Source organism: Serpentinimonas barnesii (assembly GCF_000696225.1).
Taxonomy (GTDB): Bacteria; Pseudomonadota; Gammaproteobacteria; order Burkholderiales; family Burkholderiaceae_C; genus Serpentinimonas; species Serpentinimonas barnesii.
Map to the genome: position 1 here is coordinate 1 of NZ_BAWN01000014.1, position 11,672 is coordinate 11,672.

Annotated in this window: 6 protein-coding genes and 2 pseudogenes; all 8 read right to left on the reverse strand. The window is 60.3% G+C overall.

Translation table 11 applies throughout. The annotated features are described in order from the left end of the window. Positions 1 to 65: 65 nt before the first annotated feature. Positions 66 to 3,059 carry a type III restriction-modification system endonuclease gene (locus SRAH_RS04930; RefSeq protein ID WP_029462240.1) on the reverse strand — a complete coding sequence of 998 codons (2,994 nt, stop codon included), beginning with the start codon at positions 3,057 to 3,059 and terminating at the stop codon, positions 66 to 68. Between the two features lie 214 nt (positions 3,060 to 3,273). Continuing rightward, positions 3,274 to 4,389 carry a Fic family protein gene (locus SRAH_RS04935; RefSeq protein WP_045476247.1) on the reverse strand — a complete coding sequence of 372 codons (1,116 nt, stop codon included), beginning with the start codon at positions 4,387 to 4,389 and terminating at the stop codon, positions 3,274 to 3,276. A 7-nt stretch (positions 4,390 to 4,396) separates the two neighbouring features. Continuing rightward, complete coding sequence (locus SRAH_RS04940; RefSeq protein WP_439645537.1) at positions 4,397 to 6,457, reverse strand: site-specific DNA-methyltransferase; 2,061 nt, start codon at positions 6,455 to 6,457, stop codon at positions 4,397 to 4,399. A gap of 10 nt (positions 6,458 to 6,467) precedes the next feature. Next, positions 6,468 to 7,268, reverse strand: coding sequence for a DUF4391 domain-containing protein (locus tag SRAH_RS04945; protein ID WP_029462243.1), 801 nt, complete (start codon positions 7,266 to 7,268; stop codon positions 6,468 to 6,470). Further along, positions 7,265 to 10,462 carry a helicase-related protein gene (locus SRAH_RS04950; protein WP_029462244.1) on the reverse strand — a complete coding sequence of 1,066 codons (3,198 nt, stop codon included), beginning with the start codon at positions 10,460 to 10,462 and terminating at the stop codon, positions 7,265 to 7,267. The genes SRAH_RS04945 and SRAH_RS04950 overlap by 4 nt, the downstream gene beginning before the upstream one ends. After that, positions 10,459 to 10,695 (reverse strand): helix-turn-helix domain-containing protein, encoded by a 237-nt coding sequence (locus SRAH_RS04955; protein ID WP_029462245.1) that lies wholly within the window; start codon positions 10,693 to 10,695, stop codon positions 10,459 to 10,461. The genes SRAH_RS04950 and SRAH_RS04955 overlap by 4 nt, the downstream gene beginning before the upstream one ends. Positions 10,696 to 10,907: 212 nt before the next feature. After that, positions 10,908 to 11,051 (reverse strand): annotated as a pseudogene (locus SRAH_RS12960) (GNAT family N-acetyltransferase); the annotation flags it as partial. Positions 11,052 to 11,153: 102 nt separating this feature from the next. Further along, positions 11,154 to 11,672 (reverse strand): annotated as a pseudogene (locus SRAH_RS04965) (exodeoxyribonuclease III); the annotation flags it as partial.

The window sequence follows — 11,672 nt, forward strand, 5'->3', positions numbered from 1 at the left end:
CGAAAAAGCCCTTGCTGGCCGCAGAGCGGATGCCGTTTAGGTTGGCGGTGATGATTTTCATTACGTTACGCCAAGGCCTTGAGCACATCGCCAAAACTTGTGGCGACTAGGTATCTGGCTGGGTTCTCCTGCACGGCCAAGGCCGCAAAATGCGCCTCGCCGCACTTGATCTTCGCGTCTTCCTTGCTGCGAAGGTCGTCAGTGAAAAGGCTGCTCTTGGTTTCCACGACGAAGTACAGCCGTTGCTTGCCGTCCTGGTCAAACAGGATGGCCCAGTCAGGGTTGTACGGGCCCAGTGGCGTGGGCACCTTGAACCAGCTCGGCAACTTGGCGTAGAGCACCACACCGTCGTTTGTCTCAAGAGCCTCGGCAAACTGGCGCTCAGTGTCCGAGTCGTAGATGACGTGTTCGTAGATCGACCGCTTCGTGTCGAGCAGCATGTTGCGCAGGTAGCCGGTCAGCTCGTCCTTGGCGAACAGCTCCTGGGCATAAAAATGCTCGTCGCCGATCTTCTGGTACCTGATGCCGTCCACCAGTGCCAAGCGCTTGCAGCGGTTGATGATTTCGGCTGTCTGCTCAATGAACTGCTGCGGGTTGCGCTTGAAGTCGTCCAGCCGACCGCTCTCGGTCAGGATGGTGATGATGCTGCGGCGGGTGAGCTGCGTGCGGTCTTGCAAGTCGGTCAGCAGGTCCGGCAGTTCGATGTCCGACTCGTCCAGCACCACGGTGGCAGCACCTTCCTTTTCGGTAGCCTGCACGCCAGCTTTGCCTATGGCAATGTCGGCCTTGCGCCACTGCAGCCGCGCCTTGGCAATGGCGGGCGCCTTCTGCAGCCCTGCAATGCAGGCCTGCAACAGCTTGGCGTTGTCAAACTGCACGCGGTAGGTCGTTTGGTGCTTGATGCGGTCCCACAGCGCCTTGAACTCGTCGGACAAGTAGATCGCCTTGCCGTCCGCGCCCTTGCGCAGTGGAGCCGCCTTGCGCTCGTCGGCGTTCTTGACCTCCAGTCTGCCCGACACCTTGCGAAGTACCTCAACGATCTGACCGCGCTGCGACTCGAAGTCTTCGGGCAGGACCAGAGTCCCATTTTTAAGGGCCAGCTTCAGCGAGTCTTGCACCTTGCCCTTGGCATCCACATGCCCGACCGCCATCAGGTGCTCCCACAAGGCCCTGGACTGGTCAACGCCCAGTGGGGTCAGCGTGCCGTCGTCCGCCTTGATGGCGATCGCGGCAAACTGGTGCGGCTCCAGCACGCCGAAGTGGATGCCCGTGTCGGCTTCAATCTCCTTCTGCAGGTTCTCGGCGAATTGCTCGTAAGACTCGGTGGCGATGACGGTCAGCCGGTTGACTTCGAACCCACGCACGCGCTGGCCGTCCTGGTCTACGCACAAGCGCAGGCCTCGGCCGATGGTCTGCCTGCGCTCGCGCTCGGTGCCCATTTCCCGCAGGGTGCAAATCTGGAACACGTTGGGGTTGTCCCAACCTTCCTTCAGCGCCGAGTGCGAAAAAATGAACTTCAGCGGCGTGTCAAAGGCCAGCAGCTTTTCTTTGTCCTTCATGATGAGGTTGTAGGCCCGCTCGGCGTTGTCACGGTTGCCAGCGTTGTTCTCGGCCGTGTCGGACCACCCGCCCTTCTTGTCGATGGAGAAATAGCCGTTGTGCACGTCCTCGGCTGCGTGAGCCAGGTCCACTTCGGTGAACAGGCTCTGGAAGGCGGGCAGCTTGGCTGCCCGCTTGTATTCTTCCTCGAAGATGCGGGCGTAGTCCCCTTTCACTGCGTTGCCCTCAGCATCGTATTGACGGTAACGTTCCACCGCGTCGATGAAAAACAGGGACAACACCTTGATGCGCTTGGGCCGGAGCACCTTTTCTTTCTCCAGGTGCTCGCGGATGGTGCGGCGAATCATTTCGCGCTGCACCGCCAAGGCATCAACATCACCGTAGGCTTGGCCTACGGCCAGCATCACTTCACCACCGGGGTAGCGCAGCTCCAGGAACTCTTCACCCTTGGCGGTGTTGATTTCGCCCACGCGAAAGTCAGCGTAGATGTCGCGCTGGGTGGTCTGCTGCAGGTCGTCGCCATCGCTGACCGTCACCTCCTGCCGCTTTACGCCCGTGGCTGTCTTGACATCCAGCTCCACCTTGGCGCTGATGGTGCCGCGCTTGTTGCTGACCGATACCAGTCGCACGAAGGCCTTGTTGTAGGCGTCCTCAATGGTGGCAGCCGCCACCTCGATCTGCTTGACCAGCTTGCGTTCGTAGGCGTCCAGCGCATCGAGGCGGTACACCATGTGGTGCTTATTGGCGTGCGTGGCCGAGTAGCGCAGCGTACACAGCGGGTTCATGGCGTCCAGTGCGGTTTTCCCGGCGCCGGTCAGGCCGCCGTCCACGCTCTGCGGCTCGTCCACGATAACGATGGGGCGCGTGGCCTTGATAAGGTCGATGGGTTTCTCGCCGCCCGTCTTCTCGCTGTCCTTGTAGAGATTGTTCACATCCTTCTTGTTGATGGCACCCACCGTCACCACCATGACCTGGATGGTCGAGCTGGTGGCGAAATTGCGCACCTGACCCAGCTTGCCGGAGTCGTACAGGAAGAAGTCCACTGGCACACCGGCATAGATGCTCTTGAAGTGTTCTTCGGTGATCTGCAGCGACTTGTAGACGCCTTCCTTGATGGCCACCGACGGCACCACGATGACGAACTTGGTAAAGCCATAGCGCTTGTTCAGCTCGAAAATCGTGCGCAGATAGACGTAGGTCTTCCCGGTCCCGGTTTCCATCTCGACGGTGAAGTCGCCCGACGCCAGCACGCTGGACGGCGCCAAGCCACCACGCAACTGCACGTCGCGCAGGTTCTGCAAGAGCTGGTCGTCCAGCAGCGTCAGCCGGTTGCCGACGCCAAGGTCGGTTTCGGCCACGCCCAGCGTCATTTGCTGGTCCGGCAGCTTCATGGTCACTGTGAACTCGGTGCGGCAGGCCTCTTGGCCCCGGAACAGGTCGCAAACGGCCTCGATGGCCTGGAGCTGATAGTCGAGGTTGGGCTCGAAGTGGAGTTTCATAATGGAACCATTTCTAGAGACGTTTTCTTTTCAGGGAAAGAAAATATATAAAACAATAGGTTACACTAGCGTCTTAGCTAGAAGCCGATCCGACCATGGGGAATTTTGTGGAGTTCACAGCTTGCACAAGCCAGCTAGTGGAGCCCAAAAATCTATTTAGACTCCGCAAATGGGTTTGTGTCGGTTGGCCACTCCACAAGCGCATGGCCTTGCTTCAGACCACGTTGCGCCCTTCTGCCAAGTTGATCAGCCGGGGGAAGCACAGCGTGGCCGAACGGCGTCCGGCGCTTGGTTGAATCTCACGCAAGATGCCGGAATCGCGCAGCTGCCGAAGCAGGGCAGGCGCGGTCTTCTCATGAATGCCATGCTCGTCGGTGAGCCGCTGGGCCAAGTCCGAAGTGCGAAAAATCGGCTTGGAGAAGATGGCATCCAGCAGGTGTACCGTGTACTGGGAGTGGGTGGTCTCGTGGATCGCCAGCTTCATCTCTTCGTACAGCGCCTGGATGGCAGCCACCCGCTGGGCGTTCTGCGTTGCTTGGGTGGCGGTGGCCCGCAGGAAGTACGCAATCCAGTTGTTCCAGTCGTTTTCGGCCGAGATCCCTTTGAGCCGAAGGTAATACTCGTCGCGGTGGTTTTCTAGGTACTCCGACAGGTAGAACATGGGCTGCGAAAGCACCTTCTTCTGGTAGAGGAACAGCGGGATCAGGATGCGCCCAATCCGGCCATTGCCATCTTTGAACGGGTGCAGCAGCTCGAACTGGGCGTGCACCACGGCTGTCTGGATCAGGTAGTCCACATCGTCCGAATCGAGGTAGACCTCCCAAGCGCGCAGGTGGTCTGGCAACTGCACCGGGTTTGGCGGCACGAAGGTTGCATCTTCAATGGTGCACCCCAGCTTGCCGATCCAATTCTGGTCTAGGCGGAACTCACCCGGTGTTTTGTCTTGGCCGCGCACGCTGCTCATCAAAGTTCGGTGCAACTCGCGCACGAAGCCCAAGCGGATGGGGTAGTCTTTGAGGTACTCGCGGGCTTGGTAAAGCGCCGTTCGGTAGTTGGAGATTTCCTGGATATCCTTGAACTTCTCGCCCTCCTTTAACCATCCGGCTTCCTGCTCCAGCACCTCGTCCACCGTGGCCTGTGTGCCTTCAATTTTGGACGACAACACCGCCTCCTGCGTAGTCAGCGGCGAGAGCATCACCGCCGGGTTCGGGATGCCGGCCAACAAGCCGTCGTAGCGGGCCAGTGCGGCATGGGCCCGGCCCACCAGTGGAAGCAGCAGGCGCCAGTCTAGGTCGGTCAGTGGCAGGGCATGGGGTTTAAAGGCTTGCATGTCGGCCTCACAGACTGCGCACGTTGGCAATGCCGTTTTGCTGGAGGATGGCGGCCATATTGGTTTTGGCTACATCATCGGCAAAGGCGCTGTCGCGGAACACGCAGCTTGTATCGCCAGCAGGCTCCAGCTCTTTGTGCCAGTTGACGATGGCCAGCGCGACGGCTTCCACTTCGGTGGCGGCGATGGCTAACGTCAAGCAAGCAAACAATACGCCGCCGCCAATGGCATGGACTTTTTTGCCCGCCACCGAGCGCGAGAGCATCGGCACGCAAAGATCAAGGCCTCGCTTCAGCAGCAGCTCATAAAGAACATCCGACTCGCTGCGGCCTGCGAGTAGGTGATCCTGATGATCGAACAGAGTCTGGTCTAGGTCAGCGGGGTTGGGGTTCCACGCGCGGATGTTGGATGTGCTCAACTTGTACACGCGAAACCCGGTATCACCGTCGAATAACGGGTTATCCGCTCGCACTTTTGCCCCGGCACGACGCAATCGTTCTTTCGTAAGCTCAGCGATATTGCGAGGCGCGCCGAGCTTGTCGCAAAGGGCTGCCCCTGCCTTCTGGCTCTTTTCGGATGGATCAAGTGGCTCGGGCAGCTGGATGCACGCGAAGCGGCGAGACTGACCATCGATAGCGTTCTGTTGCATGACCGCTTGCGCCGTGGCACCCGATCCGGCAAACAGGTCGAGAACCATGTCGGTGCCGCCAGTGCCAAGTAGAATGCAGGTTCGCAGGAAGTCGATGGACTTTGGGAAGTCGAAGACCTCGCCTGGCAATAGTTCCTTTAACGCTCGCTTGGCACTGTCCGTCGAAAACTCGCCGCCGATCCAGACGGACTTGGGCTTTGAGGTCCGCTCGACGGTGCCTTCGTCGTCGTCATCGTCGTCGTCCTCAGGTTCATCGTCGATGGCAATCGAAGTGTCTAGGTAGACGCGATGCTCTACGTCAAGTCGGCCACTTCTCTCCGAGCGTTTCGGATGCATCCAGTCCAAGTGCTTCGTAACCTTGTCGATGCCCCAGCGCCAGCGGCCATCAACACCGTCGCCACGAATGGGGAAGATTTCAGCGTCGGTCGGGGCCATCCGATCAATTGAGGCACGCCCAGTTTTCTCATCCCAATAAATTGGGAAATACATGTTCGGACGATCTTCCCGCTTATCAGGACCGCCACGTTTGCGTAGGTCGCGCAGAGCGTATTTGAAGCCCTTGTCGTCGGTGTATTTGAACGCTGCGCGCTGCTCTTCGGTCAAAGGCAAGCCCTTCGATACGAAGTCTGGTCCTGCGTAGATGACAACATACTCGTGACAGGCAGCGACATGCTTCTTGTCGTTCCGTCCCTTCATGTTGTTGACAACGGTGACTGTGGCGACGAAGTTCTCTTCGCCAAAGATTTCGTTGGCCAAGGTGCGCAGGTTGTTCAGCTCCCGGTCGTCGATGGAGATGAACACTGCGCCTTCGCGTTTTAGCAGCGCACGCGCCAACTTCAGGCGCGGGTACATCATATTCAGCCAATCGGTATGGAACCGTCCGCTGGCTTCCGTATTGCTGCTGATCTTTGAGCCACCTTCGACTTGTCCCGTCAACTCCAGGTAGTTCTTGATGTTGTCCTGGAAGTTGTCCGGGTATACGAAGTCCTTGCCGGTGTTGTACGGGGGGTCGATGTAAATCAGCTTGACCTTGCCGGCGTAGCTCTTTTGCAGCAGCTTGAGCACCTCCAAGTTGTCGCCCTCGATCATCAGGTTCTGGGTGGTGTCCCAGTCCACGCTCTCGTCGGGGCAGGGGCGCAGGGTGCCGGTGCTGGGCGTGAGCGCCAGTTGCCGCGCACGGCGCTTGCCGTGCCAGTTGAGGCCGTACTTCTCTTCGACGTCGGTCGCAGTATGGTCGCCCACTAAAGCCTTAAGAACGTCCACGTTCACGGCCACCCCGTTGGGGCCTTCGGTGATCAGCTCAGGGAACAAAGTCCTGAGCTGTGCGATGTTGGCGGCCACCAAGTCGGCTGACTGGGCCTGTGGGCTGTTGGCTTCTAGTTTCCGCATGTGCTGCTCCGCTGTCTTGTCTGTGTTCATTCGGGTGTATTCAAAGTTGTTCGCGTGCCAATGACAGCTCGGCACTTATACGTTTGAGCGCGAGGTTCAGGTCCACCTGCTTGGCCATCTGCTTTTCCTTGGCTGCTAGGGCGCGCAGGCGGGCGCTCTCCAACTCCAACTGCTGGCAGGTGCGCAAGGCCTCGCGGCGCGCTGCGGCCTTGGCGGGCGTGCCGGCCGTGGTAAAGCTGCCGGTGAATTGGGCCACCTGCCAGGCCGTCAGGCAGTCCATCCACCCCTGATACAGGGCCTGCAAGCTAGCCCGGGGTTGGCGGGTCAAGGCTAGGGCCTGCACGAAGGGGTGTTCTGCACTCAGATCAGGCGCTAGGCCCACCGTGGTCGGCTCGCTGTCCAGCACCACCTTGCCCGCCTCGTTCTTCGCCCAGCGCTTGTGCGCCACGGACATGAACAAGCCCTGCGGTGTGGCCAGCAGCAGCAGCACGGGGTAAGGCACGGCGCGGTGCACCAACCCGGCCAAGCGAGCGGTGTTGACGAGCTTGCTCGCGACGGCGCCGTCTTCGGCCTGCGGCGCAGGGCGCGCGGTAACGCACAACACCGCGATTTCTAGGTACTCACGCTCGTCGTCTCGGTATTCGGCCACGCCCACGGTGTTGGGCTTGAGGGCGGCCACCCACTGCACCTCTTCAATGCAGTCGTTGATGAGGCGCTTGTCTGCGCTGGTTGGTGCGCCGTTCTCCACCACCAGCTTCTTGGGCACGCGCTGGTCTACATGGCAACTGGCGGGCAGGCCCAGTGCCGAAACCAGCAGGCTCGTTAGCGCCTGAACCGTCACGCCGCGCCTCTAGGTAGGACCACCATGAATGCCATCACTTCAAAGTCATTGCTGCCGGCGAACTCGCCCTTCATGGCATGGGTGCCACCTGGGGCAAACAGGCTCGCCACGGCGCGTTCTTCGTTCTTTCCCACCACGGACGCCACGGCTGCGGCCAGCAGCTTTTGGGCGTGGCGCATGTCCTCGCCCTGACGGGTCTGCTTGTCGAACTTGGCGCAAGCGCCGTCGTCGGGGAGTTCACGGCCGAGGGCTAGGCGTTTGAGCCGGTCTAGGATGCGCTTGGCTTGGGGGTAAGGCAGCAGCACGGCGCCATCATCGCCCACATGGGCCAGGTAAATCGGTGCCAGTGGGTAGTCGGATGGCTTGCCCTTGGCCGCCACCGCACCCTCGGCCCTCAAACAGAAGATGATACCAGGGGCAATATCCGCGTCGATGCTGGTAGTAACGGCGTAAGTGCCCAATGGCAGGCCTTGGAGCTGGCCAGGGTGTTCTTTGAGGTACTGCGCCAGGTCGATACGGAAGTCGGTGAGCGTCAGGTCGGTGATGGACACGCCGTTGCTCAGGTCTTCCATGTCGATGACCGTGTCTTGCAGCTTGAGTAACTGCTTGCGTCGGTACTCAAGGTCATTCATCGGGTTGCCCGACTGTTGCTCGATGAGGTTTTCCTCGCCCGTGGCCGACACGTCCAGCAGAACCATGCGCCCGCTGACGCGCTGCTCCAGGCCGATGTATTCCTCCAGCTCCATGTTGGGCCAGAAGTTGACCAACTGAATGTTTTGGTTCGGCGAGCCGATACGGTCAATCCGACCAAAGCGCTGGATGATCCGCACGGGGTTCCAGTGGATGTCGTAGTTGACCAGCCAGTCGCAGTCCTGCAGGTTTTGGCCTTCAGAGATGCAGTCGGTGGCGATTAGTAGGTCGATTTCACCCTCAGCCGCTAGGTCTGCCGGGCGCTCCTTGGCACGAGGGGCGAACGCCGACAGCACGCTGCTCATGTTCTTACGAAGACCGGGCAATGTGGTCTGAATGCCAGCGCTGCCCGTGACAAGTGCTGCGTCAACGCCGAGGGTGGCTTTGACCCAGGGCGCTAGATTTGCGTACAGATACTGGGCAGTGTCTGAGAACGCCGTGAAGACAATGATCTTTCGGTTACCGGCGTTGATGGGCTGGCGGCACTTCTGCTCAATCATGTCGCGCAGCTTGGCCAGCTTGGCGTCGCGTGCTGCGTCTACCTGCTGGGCAGCGGCCATCAGAGTGGCTAGGCGGTTTCGGTCTTCGATGAGGTCTTGCTTCCACCGGATGAGGTCCACATCGCTGAGCAGCACCTTAACCTTGCGGCCAACCAGCAGCGACTCAAACGCCGGGTCGTCGATGTCCACGTCGGCGATGTCGATTTCCTCGATGTCGGCGTCGCGGTTCTCGATGTGGGCCAGCACGGCTGTCACGTCCTTGAGCTGCCGTTGAACCGTCAGTGAAAAGGACGATACGGCGCTTTCCATGCGCTTGAGCACGTTCACGCGCAACAGGTGAATCAGGCTCTCCTCACGGTCGGCCTGGCGGAAGAAGCTCTCGCCGCCCCGAATCTCGGTGCTGTACTTGGCGTCGTAAGCGGCTTGCTTGTGCGGTAACACGTAGCGCAACGGTGCGTAACTGGCCAAGTTGAGGCGCCGGATTTCAAGGTTGATGTCCTTGATGGCGCGGAACTGCCCCGCCAAGTCCACGTCGGCCTTGATGTTGATGGGGGGCAGCCGGCCAGGAAACTTGCCGGTTTCGTCGGTGCCGTAATAACGCTCGACGTGGCGGCGCGAACGGGCGATGGTCAGGTGGTCCAGCAATGTGAAGTAGTCGAAGCCGAGCATTTCGACCAGTGTCCCAGGGGTGCGCTCGGCTTCATCCATGGTCAGCCAGCGGTTAAACTGGATTTGCGCCTTGCGAGTGGTCTGCTCAATGCTGTCGATGCCGTGATCCACCAACGCGGTGTCGTCGCCCTCGGTAACAAACGCGATTTGGTTCTTTAGGTCGGCCAAGCGGTTGTTGACGGGCGTGGCCGACAACATCAGCACCCGCGTCTTGACGCCTTCCTTGATAATTTTGCGCATCAGGCGGTCGTAGCGCGTCTCGGTGCCTTGGCGCGGGGACTTCTTGTTGCGGAAGTTGTGCGACTCGTCAATGACGACCAGGTCGTAGTTGCCCCAGTTCACGTGCGACAGGTCAATGTCACCCGACAGGCCCCCATCGCGCGACAAGTCGGTGTGGTTTAAGACGTCGTAGTTGAAGCGGTCGGCGGCCAGCATGTTGCGCTTGTCGTTGGCCTTGTAGAGCGTCCAGTTGTCACGCAGGCGCTTGGGGGCCAGCACCAAAACCCGGTCATTGCGCAGCTCGGCGTACTTGATGACGGCCAGCGCCTCGAAGGTCTTACCCAAGCCCACGCTGTCGGCGATGATGCAACCGCCAAAGCGGGCCAGCTTGTCGATGGCGCCTACCACACCGTCGCGCTGAAACTTGAACAGCTTTTTCCACACCACGGTGTTGCGAATGCCGGTGGCCGACTTGACGATGCGTTCCTCGTCCATTTCATCATCGCGGTTCCCGAAGAGGTAGTTCAGGATTGCGGCGTAGACGGTGAAGGGAGCGTGGTGAGCCCCCATGCCGCGCAGAGATTGGACCAGGGCGTCGAGGCTCTCGGGCTGGGTCTGAAGTGCATTCCACTGCTGGTCGAACCACCGGGCGAGCTGGGCCGCCTCAGCGGGCGACTCAGACGCCTGGATCAGGCTCAAAGGGTTGCCTGGCGTCAGACCTAGGCCGTCCGTGCTCAAAGCGAACGAACCCAGCACCACCTGCTCAGCGTTGCCTTGGGCATCACGCATCACGGCGGTGCCCTGTGGCACGAGGCCGTGTGCGCGCCGCAGCTCTACTTTTCCTGTGAGCCAGTTGGCGCACTGGTTGGCCAGCCATCGTGCCTGGAGTCGGTTGCGGTTGGCGCGGTCGCCATCGCCGCCTAGGCATTGCAACGCGTCGTTTTGGAGCGGCAAGATGAGCTGGAGCTGTTCGAGTTTGGTCAGCGCATCGCGCAACTCAGCAAAAGCGAACAATGAGAACGACGGGGTAACGCACCCCAACTGGCTGCCCGGCTTGAGGTGCGGGCGCACCAAGTCAACTACGCGGTCTGCGCCGCTGTTTTGGACCAGTCTCACGGCTTGCTCTCCTTCGCTTTCTGCCCACCCCCGCACGTTTCTTTGGACGCGTTTTCTTCCAGCTGCCCAGCCATCCACCTTTCGATGTCGGTTCGCTTGAGCCGCCAGTGCGCGCCCACTTTGACGCTGGGCAGCTTCCTAGTGGCCGCAAGTCGATAAACCGTCCGTTGATTGACTCGCAGGTGGTCGGCAACCTCCTGTACGGTCATAACGGTGGTGATGTCGGCTTGCATGGGGCAATGGTGAGAAGAAACTGAAACACAGTGTAAGGGAGTACAAGGCAGTTCACCATCGTATAACAAGGGCTTGCCGATCGGCCTTTCGGGCAACCAACCATCAAGGTTCAATGGCTCATGTCGCCCGTGGCCGGGTGGAGCAGCTTGGGTAGCCGACGGGGCACTAGCGGAGCCCAGAAATCAATTTCTACTCCGCAAACGGCTTTGTGTCAGGGCTGGACGCTTGCCAGCGGCAAAAACAGGGTAAATGGGGAATCTGGCAAGGCAAGGAAGCCGTGATGCCGATAGAAGGCCGCAGCCGGCTCGTCCTTGGCATCCACCATCAAGGCGAAAGCGGCAATCTCGGAATGGGCACGCGCGCGCTATTCGATTGCCCCAGCAGCCGCTGGATTGGGTCTGAGGTGCGACAGATCGGTTTGGCAAAAATGGCATCCGGCAGATATTCGCCCAAGCCCTCACAACCCAAAATCGTAGGCTATGCTCAGCGGGGCGTGGTCGGAAAAGCGCTGCGCCTTGTACACGCTGGCTTGGCGCGCCGTGGCGGCCAGCGCCGGGGTGGCCAGGTGGTAGTCGATGCGCCAGCCCACATTGTTGGCCCAGGCTTGGCCGCGGTTGCTCCACCAGGTGTAGGCGGCGGCCTCCTCACGGGGGTGTAGGTGGCGATACACGTCCACCAGGCCGCCCTGCCCTGGCTCGCGGCCCAGCAGCTGCGTCATCCAGGCGCGTTATTCGGGCAAAAAGCCGCTGTTTTTCAGGTTGCCCTTCCAGTTTTTGAGGTCGATTTCTTGGTGTGCGATGTTTACGTCACCCAGCAGGATGAATTCGCGCTCAGCGCGCAGCGCCGCCAGATGCGGGGCCAGCACATCGAGAAAGCGAAACTTGGCCTGCTGGCGCTCCTCGCCCGATGAGCCGCTGGGGAAGTAGCAGCTGATCAGGCTGAGCTTGCGGCCGGGCTGGTCGAAGCGCTTTTCTAT

Excerpts from the sequence above, each read along its gene's own strand:
- SRAH_RS04940 (WP_439645537.1), bottom strand. The coding sequence starts at position 6,457 with ATGAACACAGACAAGACAGCGGAGCAGCACATGCGGAAACTAGAAGCC.
- SRAH_RS04955 (WP_029462245.1), bottom strand. The coding sequence starts at position 10,695 with ATGCAAGCCGACATCACCACCGTTATGACCGTACAGGAGGTTGCCGAC.
- SRAH_RS04935 (WP_045476247.1), bottom strand. The coding sequence starts at position 4,389 with ATGCAAGCCTTTAAACCCCATGCCCTGCCACTGACCGACCTAGACTGG.
- SRAH_RS04930 (WP_029462240.1), bottom strand. The coding sequence starts at position 3,059 with ATGAAACTCCACTTCGAGCCCAACCTCGACTATCAGCTCCAGGCCATC.